Source organism: Vibrio sp. 2132-1, assembly GCF_033344315.1.
In genome coordinates this window covers 322,995-340,414 of record NZ_JAWPON010000002.1, presented here as the reverse complement: position 1 = coordinate 340,414, position 17,420 = coordinate 322,995, and the positions used below count along the sequence as shown (strand labels likewise).

17 protein-coding genes are annotated in these 17,420 nt (G+C 44.6%); 13 read left to right on the top strand and 4 right to left on the bottom strand.

Annotated elements, in window-relative coordinates; genetic code table 11:
• Positions 1–228: 228 nt before the first annotated feature.
• From map to R8N47_RS03220, 3 genes are all read left to right on the top strand, one after another.
• The gene (gene map / locus R8N47_RS03230; protein ID WP_005380326.1) at positions 229–1,107 is read left to right on the top strand and encodes a type I methionyl aminopeptidase; all 879 of its coding nucleotides are present in this window, start codon (positions 229–231) and stop codon (positions 1,105–1,107) included.
• A gap of 108 nt (positions 1,108–1,215) precedes the next feature.
• Positions 1,216–3,840 (top strand): bifunctional uridylyltransferase/uridylyl-removing protein GlnD, encoded by a 2,625-nt coding sequence (glnD, locus tag R8N47_RS03225; protein WP_017636037.1) that lies wholly within the window; start codon positions 1,216–1,218, stop codon positions 3,838–3,840.
• Between the two features lie 142 nt (positions 3,841–3,982).
• Positions 3,983–4,366 (top strand): DUF3461 family protein, encoded by a 384-nt coding sequence (locus R8N47_RS03220; protein ID WP_005380322.1) that lies wholly within the window; start codon positions 3,983–3,985, stop codon positions 4,364–4,366.
• A 67-nt stretch (positions 4,367–4,433) separates the two neighbouring features.
• Here R8N47_RS03220 and truC read toward each other — a convergent pair whose 3' ends face one another.
• Both truC and R8N47_RS03210 read right to left on the bottom strand, forming a co-directional pair.
• Entirely contained in the window at positions 4,434–5,216 is a 783-nt protein-coding gene (gene truC, locus R8N47_RS03215) for a tRNA pseudouridine(65) synthase TruC (protein WP_017636036.1), read from the bottom strand.
• A gap of 4 nt (positions 5,217–5,220) precedes the next feature.
• A complete protein-coding gene (locus R8N47_RS03210) occupies positions 5,221–5,535 on the bottom strand; it encodes a YqcC family protein (RefSeq protein WP_005391784.1) in 315 nt (104 codons plus the stop codon).
• Positions 5,536–5,611: 76 nt separating this feature from the next.
• Here R8N47_RS03210 and R8N47_RS03205 point away from each other — a divergent pair, with 76 nt between their 5' ends.
• Positions 5,612–6,649 (top strand): DUF3549 family protein, encoded by a 1,038-nt coding sequence (locus tag R8N47_RS03205; RefSeq protein ID WP_064354241.1) that lies wholly within the window; start codon positions 5,612–5,614, stop codon positions 6,647–6,649.
• A gap of 13 nt (positions 6,650–6,662) precedes the next feature.
• Positions 6,663–6,962 (top strand): DUF3301 domain-containing protein, encoded by a 300-nt coding sequence (locus R8N47_RS03200; protein WP_005380315.1) that lies wholly within the window; start codon positions 6,663–6,665, stop codon positions 6,960–6,962.
• Here R8N47_RS03200 and R8N47_RS03195 read toward each other — a convergent pair.
• Positions 6,922–7,407 (bottom strand): GNAT family N-acetyltransferase, encoded by a 486-nt coding sequence (locus tag R8N47_RS03195; RefSeq protein ID WP_080996677.1) that lies wholly within the window; start codon positions 7,405–7,407, stop codon positions 6,922–6,924. The two genes, R8N47_RS03200 and R8N47_RS03195, sit on opposite strands and share 41 nt — an antisense overlap.
• 931 nt (positions 7,408–8,338) lie before the next feature.
• Here R8N47_RS03195 and R8N47_RS03190 point away from each other — a divergent pair.
• The 8 genes from R8N47_RS03190 to R8N47_RS03155 all read left to right on the top strand — a co-directional run bounded on the left by R8N47_RS03190 (position 8,339) and on the right by R8N47_RS03155 (position 15,503).
• A complete protein-coding gene (locus R8N47_RS03190) occupies positions 8,339–8,632 on the top strand; it encodes a hypothetical protein (protein WP_012841496.1) in 294 nt (97 codons plus the stop codon).
• On the top strand, positions 8,629–9,078 hold the full coding sequence (locus R8N47_RS03185) for a YaiI/YqxD family protein (protein ID WP_054576289.1): 450 nt from the start codon (positions 8,629–8,631) through the stop codon (positions 9,076–9,078). Before R8N47_RS03190 ends, R8N47_RS03185 begins: the two co-directional genes overlap by 4 nt.
• Positions 9,079–9,272: 194 nt before the next feature.
• Positions 9,273–10,262 carry a ketoacyl-ACP synthase III gene (locus R8N47_RS03180; RefSeq protein ID WP_017636033.1) on the top strand — a complete coding sequence of 330 codons (990 nt, stop codon included), beginning with the start codon at positions 9,273–9,275 and terminating at the stop codon, positions 10,260–10,262.
• Complete coding sequence (locus tag R8N47_RS03175; RefSeq protein WP_017636032.1) at positions 10,259–11,245, top strand: NAD-dependent epimerase/dehydratase family protein; 987 nt, start codon at positions 10,259–10,261, stop codon at positions 11,243–11,245. Before R8N47_RS03180 ends, R8N47_RS03175 begins: the two co-directional genes overlap by 4 nt.
• On the top strand, positions 11,214–12,077 hold the full coding sequence (locus tag R8N47_RS03170; protein ID WP_017636031.1) for an MBL fold metallo-hydrolase: 864 nt from the start codon (positions 11,214–11,216) through the stop codon (positions 12,075–12,077). Before R8N47_RS03175 ends, R8N47_RS03170 begins: the two co-directional genes overlap by 32 nt.
• Complete coding sequence (locus tag R8N47_RS03165) at positions 12,065–13,333, top strand: F390 synthetase-related protein (RefSeq protein ID WP_198039113.1); 1,269 nt, start codon at positions 12,065–12,067, stop codon at positions 13,331–13,333. The genes R8N47_RS03170 and R8N47_RS03165 overlap by 13 nt, the downstream gene beginning before the upstream one ends.
• Positions 13,321–14,433 carry an ATP-grasp domain-containing protein gene (locus R8N47_RS03160; protein WP_033905524.1) on the top strand — a complete coding sequence of 371 codons (1,113 nt, stop codon included), beginning with the start codon at positions 13,321–13,323 and terminating at the stop codon, positions 14,431–14,433. The genes R8N47_RS03165 and R8N47_RS03160 overlap by 13 nt, the downstream gene beginning before the upstream one ends.
• Positions 14,430–15,503 (top strand): hypothetical protein, encoded by a 1,074-nt coding sequence (locus R8N47_RS03155; protein ID WP_033905525.1) that lies wholly within the window; start codon positions 14,430–14,432, stop codon positions 15,501–15,503. The genes R8N47_RS03160 and R8N47_RS03155 overlap by 4 nt, the downstream gene beginning before the upstream one ends.
• Before the next feature lie 106 nt (positions 15,504–15,609).
• Here the strand turns inward: R8N47_RS03155 and R8N47_RS03150 are convergent, their stop codons facing one another.
• Positions 15,610–17,196, bottom strand: a complete 1,587-nt coding sequence (locus tag R8N47_RS03150; protein WP_064354242.1) for an AbgT family transporter — start codon at positions 17,194–17,196, stop codon at positions 15,610–15,612.
• Positions 17,197–17,420: the final 224 nt, after the last annotated feature.

Sequence of the window (17,420 nt, the reverse complement as noted above, 5' to 3'; positions counted from 1 at the left end):
AGAACAGTCCTCTATTCCGGCGCGCTTTATACCATATTTTAGCTCACTGTGGCTAGTAAAAATTATTTCTTCACCGAGCCACTTTCTCCTATTTATAAGCAAAACTTTAAACATATGATCGAATTAAGAATGATGCATATTCCTATCTAACTTGGGTTAACGCCCCGATGTCTGATAGAATGCGGCCATTCGCACGTTTACGTGCTTAGGAATAAGTAGAGAAAGCCAATGTCAATCAAGATTAAAACTGCTGAAGAAATAGAACGCATGCGCATTGCGGGCAAGCTAGCCGCAGAGATTCTAGAAATGATCGAACCACACATCAAAGTTGGTGTGACGACAGAAGAGTTAAACAAAATCTGTCATGAGTACGCTCTAGAAAAAGGTGCATACTCTGCTCCGCTTGATTACCATGGTTTCCCTAAGTCGATCTGTACTTCAATCAACCATATCGTATGCCACGGTATTCCAGCGGAAAAAGACGAAATCGGTAGCAACGGCCAAATGAAGCCGGCGGTACTAAAAGATGGTGACATCTTAAACGTTGATATTACCGTAATCGTTCCAAATGATGAGAATGCCGATCTGAGCGTGCGTCCTCAGGGGTACCATGGTGACACTTCTAAGATGTTCCTAGTCGGTGATGTTTCGCCTGCAAACAAACGTCTGTGCATGGTAGCTCAAGAAGCACTGTATGTTGGTATGCGTACCGTTAAGCCAGGTTCAACGGTTGGTGACATCGGTACAGCTATCGAGAAGTACATCAAAGAGAACAACAAGAACAATCCTCGCAACAAGTTTTCTATTGTGAAAGACTTCTGTGGCCACGGTATCGGCGATGAGTTCCATGAAGAACCACAAGTGGTTCATTACAAGAACAAAGACCGCCGCGTATTAAAAGAAGGCATGTGCTTTACTATTGAGCCGATGATTAACGCAGGTAAATTTGGTTGCTCTGTTGATGCACAAGATGACTGGACTGTTTACACGGGCGACGGCAAGAACTCTGCGCAATGGGAACATACCATTGTTGTAACAAAAGAAGGTTGTGAAGTACTGACGCTTCGTAGCGACGATACGATTCCTCGCCTAATGAAAAACGCGTAAAGCTGACGACCACTCGTTGTTTACTATATCCCTGCTTCGGCGGGGATATTTTTTATCTGCCGCAAATTTGTTAGATTGTTATTAGATTAGCTTGCACGGATGGCAAATATGACACTTCAGTCCCCTCTTACCTTTTCCGATGAACAAATCAATATCGGTGAACTCAAACAAGAATTAGAGAAGTTTAGCTCTAATCAAAACCAAGAGTTTCTCAATCATCATCCGGTAACAAGCTTGGTTTTAGCCAGAGCTGAATATATGGATCTGCTTCTCAATCGTTTGTGGCAACATTTTGGTTTCAAGGATATTTACAACATTTCCCTAGTTGCCGTTGGTGGCTACGGACGAGGCGAGCTGCATCCGCTCTCCGATATCGATATTTTGATTCTGTCGAACAATAAACTGCCAACCGCGTTAGAAGCAAAAATCAGCGAATTCATTACGCTGTTGTGGGATTTAAAACTCGAGGTCGGACACGCTGTTCGCACCGTTACTGAATGTGCTGAAATTGGTAAAGCCGATCTAACGGTCGCGACAAACCTGCAAGAAGCGCGACTGCTGTGTGGAAGCGAGGACACCTTTCAGGCACTGAAGAAAGTCGTGTTATCAGACTCCTTCTGGCCAAGTGAGACGTTTTACCGCGCTAAAATTCAAGAGCAGCGCGAACGCCATGCACGTTACCACGACACGACCTACAACTTAGAACCGGACATTAAATCAACCCCTGGCGGGCTGCGCGATATTCATACATTAAGCTGGGTCGCTCGACGTCACTTTGGTGCGACTTCATTGTTAGAAATGAGCCGATACGGATTTTTAACTGACGCAGAATACCGAGAATTGGTTGAATGTCAGGACTTCCTTTGGCGAGTACGTTTCGCTCTGCACATGGAGCTTCGCCGCTATGACAACCGCTTGACCTTTGCCCATCAAGCACAAGTTGCGGAAAATCTAGGCTACGTCGGAGAAGGCAACCGAGGCGTAGAAATGATGATGAAAGAGTTCTACCGCACGCTTCGTCGTGTGGCAGAGCTCAATAAAATGCTACTCAAACTCTTTGACCAAGCGATCATTAATGGTGGGGCGACAGAAAGTGCCGAGATTCTCGATACGGACTTTCAACGTCGCGGTTCTTTAATTGAAGCGCGGAAACCCGCATTGTTCCAAGCTCGCCCAGAAACTATTCTGGATATGTTCTTACATATTGCTAACGACTCAACTATTGAAGGGGTGAGCCCACCAACGCTGCGTCAACTGCGCACCGCTCGGCGTCGGCTCAACAAGTTTTTGCACACCATTCCTGCTGCGCGTGAAAAGTTCATGGCGTTATGTCGTCACCCTAATGCTCTTCACAAAGCATTCAGCCTCATGCACCGATTAGGGGTTATGGCGGCCTATTTACCGCAATGGAGTCAGATTGTTGGTCAAATGCAGTTTGACTTATTCCATGCCTACACCGTTGATGAACACAGTATTCGCTTACTTAAACACATCAACACTTTTAGTGACCCAGAAAATCATGCGAAGCACCCTATTTGCTGTGACGTCTACCCTCGGATGCAAAAGAAAGAGCTGCTGATTATTGCCGCTATTTTCCACGATATCGGGAAAGGTCGTGGCGGCGATCACTCGATTATCGGTGAAGGAGAAGCGTACGACTTCTGCATTGAGCATGGTTTATCGAAGCCCGAAGCGAAACTTGTCGCTTGGTTGGTAAGACATCATCTATTAATGTCTGTCACCGCACAGCGCCGAGATATTTATGATCCTGATGTCATTACCGAGTTTGCCAAAAAAGTCAGAGACGAAGAATCTCTCGATTATCTTGTATGCCTGACAGTTGCAGATATTTGTGCAACCAACCCAGAACTTTGGAATGCTTGGAAACGAACTTTACTTGCGGAGCTGTATTACTCCACACAACGTGCTTTACGTAGAGGCCTAGAGAACCCTGTCGATGTGCGTGAGCGAATTCGCCACAATCAACAAATGGCCTCCGCAATGCTGCGCAAAGAGGGGTTTGCCGCGCGCGAAATTGAAGTATTGTGGCAACGCTTCAAAGCTGACTACTTCCTTCGTCATACCCATACGCAAATCGCGTGGCACTGCGAACACTTACTTCGCATGGAAGATCCGACTAAGCCTTTGGTGTTGATCAGTAAAAAAGCCACTCGTGGCGGCACTGAGGTGTTTGTATATACGAAAGACCAGCCTGCTTTATTTGCGACGGTCGTGGCGGAGTTAGATAGGCGTAATTTTAATGTACACGACGCGCAAATCATGACCAGCAAAGATGGGCACGTGATTGATACCTTTATGGTACTCGATCAACATGGCGAAGCGATCGATGAGTCTCGTCACGCCGCGGTGATTAAACACCTCACTCATGTACTGGAGGCAGGCCGACCAACCAAGATTAAAACGCGCCGTACTCCGAACAAACTTCAGCACTTTAACGTGAAAACCAAAGTCGACTTCTTACCAACCAAAGGTAAAAAACACACTTTAATGGAGTTTGTCGCGCTAGACACACCAGGGCTATTGGCCAAAGTAGGCCGTACGTTTGCTGATTTAAATATCAACCTTCATGGTGCAAAAATCACCACCATTGGTGAGCGAGCAGAAGACTTGTTTATTTTAACCAGTGATGCAGGGGGAAGATTAAGTGAAGAACAACAGGATGAGCTAAGAGAGAGATTGATCGAAAAGTTATCTGATGAGGTCGCAGCTTAGATCAAACCTGCCAATCTTTTCGGTTCAGGGCGAGAGCGATCTTGCCCACAAGTTAAGCATTTTGGCTAAATATCAGCTATCTAGCTCATACATAGGCTGCTACAGTTATATCAATATCAATTCGATGTAATAGAGGTAGCCTATGTATCCCCACCTCACTGGTTTGGGTATTCACGACCCTAAGCAGATTGAACGTTATTCCCTACGCCAAGAAGCACACAAAGACGTACTCAAGATCTATTTCCACAAGCAAAAAGGCGAACTGTTCGCTAAAAGCGTTAAATTCAAATACCCGCGCCAAATCAAAAATGTTCTTGTGGACAGTGGCAGTCACAAATATAAAGAAGTAACGGAAATCAACCGTAACCTCACATTAGTCATTGATGAACTGAATAAAATCACTAAGCCAACGAAACAACCTGAGGTTGATGTAAAAGAGAAAATTCTTTCAGACCTTCGTCATTTAGAAAAAGTCGTTTCGAGCAAGATCGCAGAGATCGAAGCGGATCTTGAAAAACTAAAGTAAAACGTTAAGTCTTAAATATTAAAAAGGGTTAGCATTGATGCTAACCCTTTTTATTTGTACTCAATCATTATCTAGATCTAACTGCGCCGATTATCGGTTCATCCCACTCAAATCGAGTAAACAATTGCTGCCAAGTTTCATCAAGATTGGCCGTCATGACAATCTCTTGATCGGTAAATGGATGGACAAACCGTAACTCTGAAGCATGCAGTAGCAAACGATGAGAATCAAACTCTGTGCGATACAGCTTGTTGTGCTTTCCATCCCCGTGCGTTGTATCACCCACGATCGGATGGCGTAGATGTGCCATATGACGACGAAGTTGGTGCTTACGCCCCGTTTTAGGTTTCATCTCAACTAAGCAATAACGCGTTGTAGGAAATTTACCCGTCGAATAGGGAACCTCCACTTTAGCCAACGGCTTATATTCCGTCACCGCTTCTTGCGCTTCTTTTTCTTGTGAAGCGAACTTATCCGCAATCTTGTCTAACTCGACTTTGAGCGCGTAATCCAAGACGCCCTCTTCCTCAATCCAACCGCGTACTACTGCGTGGTATGTCTTTTCCATTTTATGTTCAGCAAACATCGGCATGACTTGTGATGCGACTTCACTCGACAACGCAAACACGAGCACACCAGATGTTGGACGATCCAGACGATGCAATGGGAACACATGCTGACCAATTTGGTCGCGCAAAGTTTGCATGACAAACTGAGTTTCGTGTTTATCTAACCAACTGCGATGCACTAACATGCCTGCAGGCTTGTTGACCGCTACAAAATATTCATCCTGATAAACGATCTCCAGCTCAACTGGTTCTGAAGATCGCGCTATTTCTTGTTCTAGCATTCGTTTACTTACACAGTTCGTCAATGGTTCGGATTGTAACAAGCAGCTCTGCGAACTGCGGTTCCTGCTTCCACGCTTCTGAAAAATAGGGCTCGAGAGAAAACCCTCTTGGCAATGGTTGGTTGTTTTCCACTAGCACGTGCATTCTGTCTATAAAGATCCACTGCAACCACTCATGAGGATGCAATGTATCAATCGCAAATGGCTCCACGCTTTGTAAGGCTTGCTCTGAAGGCCTAGTGTGTTGCCACAACTTATGTTCTTTAAGCTGCGTTTCAAGTTGGTGAAGTAAGTCGACCAATTGAGTATTTGTTACCATTAATTCTATCTCGAACCTTGAATTAGCCGAGAATGATACCATTTCTTGTGAAAAGAACGTTAGGACGTCGTATTTAATGGAAAACATTCAAACCCTCACTCAACTGTTGAACAACAGCCGCTGTGATTATCAAATCTTCGATCTTGGTCGTCGTATCAAAACCATCGCTAAGAAAGAGTTTGCCGATGTAGAAAAAGGTCAAGCACCGTACCCATTCCCAATGCAGCGTAAAGCACACCTTGCCATCGCTTATTGGAATGAACAAAAGCAGCCTTGGATTTGGTTTCTAAAGTTTGAATTGGACGAGCGCGGTTTGTTAAAGCAATCAGATATCGGCAATTTCATTAAATACGTAGTGGAAGCCATGGGAACACGCCTCAATGGTGATATCTCTGAAGAGCAACAGCAAAAGCTGTCTAATAACCCATATACGTTCAAACCTTCCGAAGACAAAATGGCCGTGTTTCATAGCCAGGTCCGCGCGAACCTCGATCTTCCTACCAGCCAATATTATGAGCACACTCAGCATTACTTTTCAGGTGGTTTAGGCTGGGATAATTGGCAAACCGTAGGTCTGCAAGGGATCACCGACATGACCGCTCGTTTGGACAAAGAGCAAAACGGGGTAATGATACGCAAAGCGTTGAACCACCTACCAAATGAGCCACTTTATGCCCTATTAGGTGCGCTTGAGCATGTAGAGCTTCAAGAGCGTTTAGCAGAACGTATTGCGGAAAAGGCACAGCAAGAAATCGCAAGTAGCGAACCTGATCTCTTCCTACTTTCAGCACTTATCCGAGCCCTTGCTGGTGCACCAACAGAAGTCGCCTCTCCAGTATTAGATGCGATATTGCATAGCCCTCGTTTAAGCCATCAGGAGGTTTTGATTGGTGTGGCGGGTCGCGCTTGGCACTTACTCGCCAATGAAAAGGTAGCAGAACAGTTTTTGCTGCGTTTAGCTCAAACCGGTAATCAAGCCCTATTTAATCAGTTATTTGCCGATTTAGTGATGCTGCCAGAGTTAAGAATGGTGTTATTGCCTTTGCTGCATTCAAACCCATCAGAGGAACTAGCAAATGCGCTAGTAAGCTTACAACAAGCAACAAAAAGCTAAGAAAGGTTCAGGAATGATTGGTGATCTTTTAGCAATTTTAGGGCTCTGCTTTTTCTGTTACCTGTTTTGGCAACAGCGTCGCCAAGCCGAACTCGCAAAAGCGGCCATCACGCGTAAATGTGAGCAATTGGATCTCCAATTAATCAGCATCGCCTTTGGTGCCCATAAACTAAAAACGCCAGACGGAGTCTGGCGTTGGCATACGGTGTATCAATTTGAGTTTTCATCTCTTGGTGACGATTGCTACCAAGGAGAGTTAACCATGGTCGGTTTCAGGCCGCAGAACTTTCACCTACCACCGCATCGCTTGTAAATTCCATTTCAAAGTAAGGACCATATATATCCTTACTTTCTTTTGTTTTAACAAATCCCAGCTTTTTCAGTACCGCCATAGAAGCTTGATGATTGCTATTCACGTTAGCTTTCACCTTATTCAAGCCCAACTCATGGCACGCTTTGGGGAAAAATGCTTTTAGTGCTTCTGTTGCTAACCCTTTACCCCAATATGATTTATCAAAAATAAACCCTAATTCAGGTTCGGAATCGAGATTAGCAATAAACACGTGCCCCATATAGTCACGACTGGTGCTCTCTAGCACTGCCATACTATAAATGTTCTCATCATCCAGTATTTTCTCAAACATCTGTTTGGCAGACGCAACTGTATACGGACCATTCAATTCAGCACGGTTTTTCGCACAGCAATTCAGCATGACGAATTCTAGTTGCAACGACTCATTGTAGGGTAGAAGAAGCATTCTTCTGGTTACTATGGCCACATCTGTTCCTTGATTACAACAAACTTAATCTATCCGCAGATCACAAACTCGATGAGCTGAACATGCTCAATGATTGCGGGCATAACACCTTGTAGAGAAGCCGAAAGTTAAACCAACTGGTTGGAAAGGATATTGATCTGAGTTGTTTTTTATTAAGTGTTATTAGGAATTTATATATTTTGTGATATTGATATCCCCAAGCAACATCGAGATGCTTAATTCAATGAGAACACTGGATATCGTTTTTATATAAGAAAGACCCCGACACATAAGTATCGGGGTCATGGTCTTACTCGCAGCAGTCCGGCTACTAAAAGTGCTCCATGCATCATCCATAATAGTGGCTGATTCCGTCAGCTTATTCCTTACGTCGCCGTCCTAGCGGTGTCCTTATCATCCTGACTGCTAACATTCCTCGTTAGCACACGTCACTTGTTCCTTGAGCGGTGTCCCTTGCATCTTCCTGATGCTGTCCATAACCTCAATCCTAGAGGGTCCATTGTCTATCCTTAGTCATCAACATCCTATTGATGATCGTATCCTTACAATGTCCTACGCTCCATGCTTGATTAATCATCCTGACCAACCAAATCGTCTTCCTGACGATAACCAAATCCTTGGTGCTTTCCTGTTCCATGTCTGCTTCCTGCTGACAACTCTCAATTTACGCCTTTTCCAAAAATAGACAATCTATCCAAGATAAATATTTGGCTCTCACATTGGTTAACAAGTTGTTAAATCATTATTTATCATAAACTTAAGCTCTTTATCTTCTCTTTTCCCGCTTACGAAATCGTTTTCTCTCACAACCTATGTAAGAGATCTCTCACACTACACTCTCCAAAATGCCATTCGCCAAATTAGCGCACTCAACGTATGATGATAGATATATCGTTGTTAAGGATTAAAAATGTTAACTCAAGACGTTACTAAAGAATTAGAAGCGGTAATGGAACAACTGCAACAACAAGGAAAAGAACCAACCGTAGCGTTAGTGAAAGCACGCTTGAAAACGCCCGTCCCAATGCCTGCATTAATCACCGCAATAAAAAGTTGGAAAAGTGCTCAGCGTGTTCCCAAGGTTGAAGTCGCAGCACAAGCGCACACCGATAATGATCGTCTTGCAGCGCTAGAAAGCACGGTGAAAAAATTAGTGGCTCGTATTGAAGAGCTAGAAGCCAAGCTAAGTGAGAAATCATCATGAAGTTATGGGTAGATGCAGACGCGTGTCCAAAAGTTATTCGCGAAACCATTGTGCGTGCCGCCGAGCGTACGGGGATTGAATGTACGTTTGTCGCTAACCACGTTGTCCCTGTGCCGAAAAGAGACAACATCCATTCGCTACAAGTCCCTGCGGGATTTGACATCGCAGACAACGAAATCGTCAAGCGTGTAGAAGCCAACGATTTGGTGATCACGTCAGATATTCCGCTTGCAGATGAGGTTATCTCTAAAGGCGCTCAAGCCCTCAGTTCTCGTGGCGAGCTCTATACAAAAGACACCATCAAAGCTCGCCTAAATATCCGCAACTTTATGGAAACCATGCGTTCAAGCGGAATTCAGACAGGTGGACCCGCCGCGCTTTCTCAAACCGATCGACGCGAATTTGCAAACCATTTGGATCGTATTTTGGCGAAATTTAAGAAGTAACCCTCACTCTATTCAAATTGAGCCAGCAAATAAAAGCCTGGCTCATTCCTGAAAATTCATTCTCAGCATTGCACCCAAAGCGTGCTCTTACTCCCATTTGTTTTGTTCTGTTTATTTTTCATCTTGCTCGCCATAGCTTCAATATGCAACGTGGTTTATTTTGAACGACGTTTTTAATAAGTGTATAGAGAATAATGGGCTTTAACATCGTTTCCAGTGGAAGCTACCTGCCAACGAATCAATGGTCTGATCGAGAGATGGATCGCTTCCTAAAATTAGCGCCAGGGACCTGCCGAAATAAATTCGACGTTGAATATCGTCATGTAGCCAATACAAAAGAGACCGCTATTTACATGGCAATGCAGGCAATAGAGCAGTGTTTAGGAAACACACATACCTTAAGCTCCGTTGATCTTCTTATCTACGCTAGCGGCACACACCACCAGTCTCTACCCTACGACGCCTCAGCGGTTCTCGCCGCGTTAGACGCTCCAACATGGCTAGAAAGCTTTGATTTGAACAGCACCTGTTTATCCTTTCTCTCTGCGCTTGATCTTGCTCAGAGTCTATTCTTAGCAAAACGGTACCGTCGGATTCTTATTGTCACCAGCGAACTCGCCACTGGCATCACACTGAATCGAAATTTTACGCTCAAACCAGAAGTTGCAACCTTATTCGCGGACGGTGCCGCCGCATTTTTGCTCGAAGAACACGACGATGATGGATTGCTCACCAGTCACTTTGAAACGCATCATACCGGGTATTCATTTTGTCAAATTAAGGGCGGAGGTAGTCATATCAATCCGCATACCTCCGAGCATCAAGCCTATTTAAAAAGTTGCCAGTTTGAGATGGAGGGCAAAGCACTCTTTAAACATGTGCGTAAAGCCTTACCAGCGTTTCTAAAAAAAGGGTTTGACGCCTCTCCGGTAACACTCGGCGATATTGATTATTTTCTTCCTCATCAAGCCAGCGCGCATGGATTAAAAAAACTGCCTTCACTCACCGGGCTACCAACAGAGAAAACCGTTAATCACTTTTCGACTTTGGGAAACCAAGTCGCCGCCTCACTCCCAATTAACTTACACTGGCTGCGTAATCAGCCAGAAACCGCAGGAAAACATGTGTTATTAGCTGGCACCGCCGCAGGGTTGTCGCTAGGGATGGGAGTGCTAAAACTATGAAGATATTGGTCACTGGTGGCAGCGGGATGTTGGGTAGCGCAATTCTGAGAATGTTTCACCAGCAGCATGAACTGCATTTTATAGCACGAAATACAGTCATCGCTAAACAACTCGCCGAGCAATTCGATGTTATCCCACATATAGTCGATTTAAGAGACCACTCAGCAGTTCATGCGGTATGCCAAGGTATGGATGCAATCATCCATTGTGCCGCTCTCTCAAGCCCATGGGGAAAGTGGCAGGCGTTTTATCAAGCCAATGTAGATGCCACCAAAAACCTCGTCAATGCGGCTAATACCTATCAAATCTCGCGTTTTATCCATATTTCCTCCACCAGCGTCTACTTTGACCATCAAGACCGTTGGAATATTCGAGAAACCGACGCCATAGCTTCATACTGGTGTAATGATTACGCACACACAAAATACCTATCGGAAATTGAAGCCGTAAAAGGCCAAAGCAAAGCGATCATTTTAAGACCGCGTGGCATTTTTGGACCCAATGATCGCGCTATTATCCCAAGAGTGCTTAAGGCGATAAAAAACAACACTCTGCTTCTGCCATCGGGTAGAAATCCTGTGGTTGATCTGACTTATGTCGATAACGTTGCCCATGCAGCGATGCTCGCTTGCACTCAGGCAGACCGACTTCAGCATGGTGATGTGTTCAACATTTCCAACAACGAACCAATGCCAATTGAGACTGTTCTGCAAGCTTTATGTGAGGGGTTAAACCTAAAAGTAACGTTGCAATCATTACCATATGGCGTTGTATCACCATTATTAAAGCTCAGTGAGCAAATACGAAGGCACTTACCACATCAGCCAGAACCAAGGCTCACCTCATACAGCGCAGGATTGTTTAACTATCATCAAACTCTGGATATCAGCAAGGCGAAACAAACACTGAATTACCAACCGCTTTTTTCAATTCAAGAAGGAATACAGCAGTATGCAAACTGGTCTAAAAATAAAAATCTTTGAGGTTGGACACTGCGTACACCCAGGCTTTGTTGTCAAACCAGGTTCTGGTATCAAGCCTAGAGCATTTCCGGCAGCCGTTGCGTTAATTCAGCACCCAACACAAGGCAACATCCTGTTTGACACGGGATATCACGAGCATTTTTTTAGCGCGACTCGTCCCTTCCCTGAACGTTTTTATGCTTGGACAACACCTTGTCGCTATAACAAAGAACACGGAATTGTTGCGCAGTTAGCAAAAGAAAGTCTCAAACCTCATGATATTGAACACTTAGTACTCTCCCACTTCCATGCTGATCACATTGCTGCCGTGTCTGAGTTTTCCCACTCTCAATTGCATTGCCAACAAAAAGGGGTGGATGCAATTACTAAGAGTGGTCGAATTGGAGGCGTAAGAAAAGGATACCTAAAAGCTCTACTTCCTCCACAACTTGAATCTAACTTATTCATTCATAGTGACTTTTCCGTACCAATCAGCCAAATTATTCCTCAGTGCCAAGGTGTTAATTTGCTCTGTAAAGACATGTTCGACGACGGATTCATTTATATGGTTAGCTTGCCAGGCCATGCTGCGGGTCAAGTGGGCTTGCTAGTTAAAAGAGACCAAAGTTGGCTGTTCTTACTCGCCGATGCATGCTGGTTAATCGAGAGCTTGAGTGAAAATATCGATCAACATTGGCTGGCGAACATGCTTTGCGATGATACAAAAGCCTATAAAAACACCCTCTCCGAGTTGAGAAGTTGCTACCAACAAACCCACCACTTTGTTCGCTTCGTGCCTTCACATTGTCAGGAAACTATCCAGCAGCTAATCAAAGAAGGATGGATGAAGTGAGAACGCTTATCTCAGAATTCTGGCGAACCCGCTACCGCCCCTTCGGCTCAAGGGAACAAGTCGAAACATGGCAGCAACAACACTTAACGCAACACTTGGATTGGGTATGCCGTCATTCACCGTATTACCGCTCACTTCAAGGTGCACCACTCAGTGATTTCCCTATCATGAATAAGCAAACCATGATGGAGAACCTCTCGGAGTTGAATACGAAAGGCTTAGATGCTGAACAGCTAATGCAACAAGCACTCGACGCAGAACAGTCACGCAACTTCGCCGCTTCGAAAGTTGGCGATGTTACTGTTGGGCTTTCTTCGGGCACATCAGGCATGCGCGGGTTGTTTCTTGCTGACAAACAGGAAACACAACTATGGGCTGGCAATATATTGGCTCGCCTGTTGCCCAACCTATGGCAAAAACACCGAATTGCTCTAGCCTTGCGCGCCAACAGCCCACTGTATAAATCCGTCGCGAAAGGGCCTGTAACATTTTTTTATGCCGATTTAACCAAACCTTACCAAGAATGGATAAAAGAGCTGGATGAGTTCCAACCCACGCTTTTGGTTGGTAGTGCGCAAGCTCTTCAGCTCTGCGCCCAGTTCAGCGGTCAATTTGGTCAACCCGCAATTCAACCACAGCGGATCATTTCTGGTGCAGAAGTCCTAACCGAGAGTGACCGTCACTTTATTTCTCAACGGTTCGACAGCGAACTCCATGAAGTCTATCAATGTACTGAAGGTTTTCTTGCATGTACGGATCAGCATGGACAAATGCGCTGGAATCAAGATGTTGTTTACATCGAAAAACATTGGCTGAATACCGAACGTACTCATTACAGCCCAATCATTACCGATTTTCGTCGTAAAACTCAGCCAATTATTCGTTATCAGCTCGACGATATTATTGAGAATAAACAGGATAATGGCGTATTTGAACCTCTTGGCGCAATTGCCGGACGATGTGGTGATCGCCTCACGCTAAACGCAAACCACGTCCCAGTGACGGTGTTACCAGATCTCATCTACCGCGCTATAACACTATCCGCCCAAAGTCGCGTGGATTACCGAATCACCCAAACAGGGTCACAAGCCATTCAAATTGAATCGGATGTTCACCACCATCGGGTTATACATCAAGCCTTGATAAAGTTGTTTGAGCAATTGCGGCTTGATCCTGTCAGATTTAGTTACCGCCCTGCGCCTATTTGGACGCCAATGAATAAACAACGACGTGTGGTGAACATATGCGGGTCTTAATCACCGGAGCCCGATCACCAGTTGCACTAGAGTGGGCAACCATGTGTATGCATCATGGACATGACGTAACTCTCACCGATTCGCTAAAAAAACCTCTAGGATCGTTTTTGCGAGGCATCGAGTCTTATATCCCCACCGCTTCGCCTCGATTTGCGTTTCCCACCTATCAACAACAGATCCTAAAAATCATTACTCAGATGCGTATTGATATAGTGATACCCACTTGTGAAGAAGTGTATTACTTGGCTCATGTTGCCAAACAATGCCCAGAAGTAGATTTTTTTCTGCCCAATGTGGGACTACTCAATGCCCTGCACAACAAGTTGACCGTCTTTGAACAGCTTCAAAGTTTGCCAGAAATCACACTTCCAAAAACTCGTTTGGTCGCTGATAAAAGTGAGATTGAAATTAATAAGAGAACCGTTCTAAAGCCCGTTTACTCTCGGTTTGGCGGGCAAGTCATAAGAGATGTGACGACTCAGTCTATTTCTGCCGCCACGATATCGCCCCTTTACCCTTGGGTTCAGCAACAAAAAATCCATGGGACTCCGGTGTGTAACTATGCCATTTTTGAACATGGTGACCTTAAAGCACACCAAGCTTATGTGCCGAAATACTGTGTAAACGGCTCGGCCGCCAGTGCTTTTCAGCCGATCTCGTGCGAACGACTAGATACATTTATCGCAGCTTTTGGTAAACGTCATACTTATCATGGGCAAGTGTCGTTTGACTTCATCAAATCACAAGATGAACTCTACGTGATTGAATGTAACCCAAGAGCCACCAGTGGTTTGCACCTACTCTCGTCTCGATGCAACCAACTGCTTCCTAATATGGAGTTTACCAGTCCTTCCAAGCAGCGATTGCATCATTTAGGTCCAATAACACTCATCGCTGAAGGCGGGTTATCCCTGTTCAAGGCTCGAACTTGGCAAGATTGGTGGTCTGGAGTGAATGTGATGCAACAGCATAACTTACCGGTCGGGAGCCAAATCCGGAGTATGTTTGAATTACTCCGGTTAGCTAGGCAGAACAAGACGAAGTGGAGCGACGCTTCTACCGTTGATATTGAGTGGAATGGAGAGGCATTGAACTCATGACACTTTCCTCTCAAGAATGGCATCAAACCTTTATCACTCTTATGCAGTCAAATCCTATTGATGAATGCACAGCAAGCTTTGGTTGCTACTATATCGATGATGTTGCCATTCCTTACTCCGTAACACCACAAATACCAAACAACTGTTATGCAGTCTCCCCTATGACACTGCTTAGTGGCTACGCCGAAGAAGAGCTTCACAAAGTCAAAAATGTGGCTGTTCGATGGGTATGTAAGTTACTTATTAATATGACTAAACCAATCTTATCATTGGCTGGATTGGATCAAGTCCAAACGCTCAACAATCAGTGCTTGTCCACCAATATGTATAGCGAACAATGGGCAGCCTTAAATCTCGATGAACTGCGTCGCGTCGCACTCGATCAATACCCTACCTTTCCCTTGGTGCTTCGCTCCCTCAACCAGCGTCAGCATTCACACTTAATTCAGCGATTGAAGCAGCCAAAATGGCAAAGCTTGGTAACACGACAAGTGTATTTACTTGATGATTGGCAAGCGTTCAGCTTCAACCGAGATTTAACGAAAGACTTCAAACTGCTTAATGATAAAGATTGGCAGTTTAGGCCACTGACCACTGATGAAGAGTTTCAGCGTGCCAAAGAGTTATATGACATGCTTTACCTTGATAAATACAGCCTCAATAACATCCAGTTTTCAACCCAATATTTAAAACAGGCGAGCCAGAACAAATTAGTAAAGTTAGTGGGACTGTTTTATCAAGAAGAGATGCTGGCTACGTTAGGCATTGTAGAAATTGATAATGATATGACTTGCCCAATTTTTGGCTACGATACCAATAAGCCACAACGCCTCGCATTGTATCGTCGAATATCGGCCTATACCATCCGCCACGCAATGATATTCCAGCGTCGTTTTAATATGAGCTCAGGTGCTCCGGCTTTTAAACGCAACAGAAAAGCCCGGCCAGAAATTGAATTTAGCTATGTTTATATTGCGCACTTACCTTGGTACAAACGCATAATTTGGAAAAGCTTATGCTGGCTCACTCAGCACTTTTATCGCCCTTTGTTGATGCGTTTTCAGCTATAAACCGACATCTATAATCAGGTAAGCCTGCGTACACAGTCTCAATCGATAAAAAAGCCTGCGACGTTCGCAGGCTTTTTATAATGGAGCTGTGTGAGGTAACCGTTTTCTACGGTGTGTAGTATGTTGCTGCGCCAGGGCCTACTGGTAAACCAAATACGAATACCCATAGGTAGAAGAGCACACTCCAACCTACTATGAAGCAGATTGAGTAAGGTAGCATGGTCGCGATCAGCGTACCGATACCTAAGTTCTTCATGTAACGAGTCGCTACGGCAAGAATCAGACCAAAGTAGCTCATCATTGGAGTAATGATGTTTGTCGTCGAGTCACCAATTCGGTAAGCAGCCTGAATCGTTTCCGGTGCATAACCAACAAGCATCAACATAGGAACAAAAATCGGAGCCGTTACTGCCCACTGTGCCGATGCCGAACCAATCATTAGGTTGATAAAGCCACACATCAGGATGAAGGCAAAGAACAACATTGGACCAGTTAAGCCAATTTCTTGCAGGAAGCTAGCGCCAGCAACCGCGAATACCTGACCGAAGTTAGTCCATTTAAAGAAAGCAACGAACTGAGCCGCAAAGAAAACTAATACAATGTACATGCCCATAGAAGACATAGATTTCGCCATTGCATCAATTACATCGCGATCCGTCTTCATCGTGCCAACAACTTTACCAAACACAAAGCCTGGAATAGCAAAGAACACAAAGATGAATGCCACGATACTTTTCAGGAATGGTGAACCTGCAATTGTACCTGCATCAGAACGTAGAATGCCGTCTTCTGGAACAACCGTCCAAGCAAGCAGCGCTGAAACAACCAGTACAGCAACACCTGCTAGTTTTAGGCCTTTCTTCTCAATGTCTGTTAAGCCACCCATTTTGTCGTTCGACAAATCTTCTGAAGCTTCTTCTTCACTGTATTTGCCAAGCTTTGGCTCAACAATTTTTTCAGTAACAAACGCACCTGTGATTGCAATGAAGAATGTCGACACAAACATGAAGTACCAGTTAACTTCTGGACCAACAGTGTAAGTTGGGTCGATCATTTGCGCCGCCGTTTCAGTAATGCCTGACAACAGCGGGTCAACCGTACCAATAAGTAGGTTTGCTGAGTAACCACCAGATACACCAGCGAACGCCGCAGCAAGACCGGCAAGTGGGTGACGACCTAAAGAATGGAACAGCATTGCAGCCAGTGGAATAAGTACCACATAGCCAAGCTCTGATGCCGTATTTGAAATGATACCCGCGAAAACGACCGTCACTGTTACCATGCGTTGAGATGCACCCATTACTAAGCCACGCATTGCTGCAGATAGCAAGCCTGAGTATTCAGCAATAGCAACACCCAACATCGCAACCAATACCGTACCCAAAGGTGCAAAGCCGACAAAGTTTTTCACTAGATTGGTAACGATTAGTTCAAGGCCATCAGCGTTAAGCAAGCTAACGACATGAATCATGCCATCCACGGCACGACCTTTTGCACCCTCAGGACGAGGATCAACTACGGAAACTTCGAAGTATCCTGCAATACCCGACATCACCAGAATGGCTAAACAGAAAATGGCAAATAGTGTGATCGGGTGGGGTAATAAGTTCCCCAAATATTCGACAGTATCCAAAAAGCGCGTAAACAGCGGCTTCTTAGGCGAGTTTTGTTTAATTGAATCAGATGAACTCATCTGTTCCCTCCTTGTTTTTATTCCTATGCAAATGTGACAAAAATGTCAAAAAGCGTGCGAAGGGTACTTGAGTAGAAGGTCAAATAAAAGCCCTAAATGTTACAAACTGTGACGAACGGAGGTATTTATAACCAACATTGAATAAAAATGTAGATATTTCATCCATGTAAGATAATTAACTCAACATTATCAATTAAACAAAACCATAAGTTAGATATATGCAG

Excerpts from the sequence above, each read along its gene's own strand:
- R8N47_RS03165 (WP_198039113.1), top strand. The coding sequence starts at position 12,065 with ATGGATGAAGTGAGAACGCTTATCTCAGAATTCTGGCGAACCCGCTAC.
- R8N47_RS03185 (WP_054576289.1), top strand. The coding sequence starts at position 8,629 with ATGAAGTTATGGGTAGATGCAGACGCGTGTCCAAAAGTTATTCGCGAA.
- R8N47_RS03150 (WP_064354242.1), bottom strand. The coding sequence starts at position 17,196 with ATGAGTTCATCTGATTCAATTAAACAAAACTCGCCTAAGAAGCCGCTG.
- R8N47_RS03175 (WP_017636032.1), top strand. The coding sequence starts at position 10,259 with ATGAAGATATTGGTCACTGGTGGCAGCGGGATGTTGGGTAGCGCAATT.
- truC (WP_017636036.1), bottom strand. The coding sequence starts at position 5,216 with ATGCTAGAACAAGAAATAGCGCGATCTTCAGAACCAGTTGAGCTGGAG.
- R8N47_RS03180 (WP_017636033.1), top strand. The coding sequence starts at position 9,273 with ATGGGCTTTAACATCGTTTCCAGTGGAAGCTACCTGCCAACGAATCAA.
- R8N47_RS03210 (WP_005391784.1), bottom strand. The coding sequence starts at position 5,535 with ATGGTAACAAATACTCAATTGGTCGACTTACTTCACCAACTTGAAACG.
- R8N47_RS03170 (WP_017636031.1), top strand. The coding sequence starts at position 11,214 with ATGCAAACTGGTCTAAAAATAAAAATCTTTGAGGTTGGACACTGCGTA.
- R8N47_RS03195 (WP_080996677.1), bottom strand. The coding sequence starts at position 7,407 with ATGCTTCTTCTACCCTACAATGAGTCGTTGCAACTAGAATTCGTCATG.
- glnD (WP_017636037.1), top strand. The coding sequence starts at position 1,216 with ATGACACTTCAGTCCCCTCTTACCTTTTCCGATGAACAAATCAATATC.
- R8N47_RS03190 (WP_012841496.1), top strand. The coding sequence starts at position 8,339 with ATGTTAACTCAAGACGTTACTAAAGAATTAGAAGCGGTAATGGAACAA.
- R8N47_RS03220 (WP_005380322.1), top strand. The coding sequence starts at position 3,983 with ATGTATCCCCACCTCACTGGTTTGGGTATTCACGACCCTAAGCAGATT.
- R8N47_RS03205 (WP_064354241.1), top strand. The coding sequence starts at position 5,612 with ATGGAAAACATTCAAACCCTCACTCAACTGTTGAACAACAGCCGCTGT.
- map (WP_005380326.1), top strand. The coding sequence starts at position 229 with ATGTCAATCAAGATTAAAACTGCTGAAGAAATAGAACGCATGCGCATT.
- R8N47_RS03155 (WP_033905525.1), top strand. The coding sequence starts at position 14,430 with ATGACACTTTCCTCTCAAGAATGGCATCAAACCTTTATCACTCTTATG.
- R8N47_RS03200 (WP_005380315.1), top strand. The coding sequence starts at position 6,663 with ATGATTGGTGATCTTTTAGCAATTTTAGGGCTCTGCTTTTTCTGTTAC.
- R8N47_RS03160 (WP_033905524.1), top strand. The coding sequence starts at position 13,321 with ATGCGGGTCTTAATCACCGGAGCCCGATCACCAGTTGCACTAGAGTGG.